Source organism: Flavobacterium sp. ALJ2 (genome assembly GCF_015594725.1).
Lineage (GTDB): Bacteria > Bacteroidota > Bacteroidia > Flavobacteriales > Flavobacteriaceae > Flavobacterium.
Genome location: NZ_JADNRC010000064.1, coordinates 1 through 580, shown reverse-complemented (window position 1 = coordinate 580; position 580 = coordinate 1). Strand labels below are relative to the sequence as shown.

At 34.5% G+C, this 580-nt stretch carries 1 pseudogene; it reads left to right on the top strand.

The annotated features are described in order from the left end of the window. A pseudogene (locus IUY40_RS19225) lies at window positions 1–528 on the top strand (hypothetical protein); the annotation flags it as partial. Window positions 529–580: the final 52 nt, after the last annotated feature.

Below are 580 nucleotides of genomic sequence, written 5' to 3'. Positions count from 1 at the left end.
GTTGAGGTAGTAGGGGTTATTGAGAAAAATTTTAAGGACGAACTAAAAGAATTTTCAAAGAAACTAATAGCAGAGTCTTGGTATTTAGACAACCAATTAGAGGTTTCTTTTTTTGGACCAAAACACGAACTTAAAGGCACACGAAAATTAAGCAAAAACTACAGTTACATCCCGCTGCATTTTATGGCAGAATCAGCTATATCAACACAAAATGTACCTTTTGATGATGTCAAATTAGAAATTGATAAATACAGCATTACTAACGATGCCTTGCTTATGCGGGTAAAAAAGCGTTTGCGAGAGTATGTTTTAGGTGATGGTAGGCCTTACACATATAAGTGGTTTGGAGCAATTCACGAAAAGTATAAAGGGGTAAAATCAGGTGATAAACAGTTTGTAGCTTATCAGCAAGAATTACAAGAGCAAAAAGATTTGCGAAAACTCCGTAATGAATATTTACACTGGTCTGCTGACAATGGTTCTATAGGTATGGAAGCAGCAAAAGACAGGAAACGTAATAAGCTTTAAATTATGGCAATCTACAAAATTTGTAAAAACAGAAAAGTGACGGTTAATAATG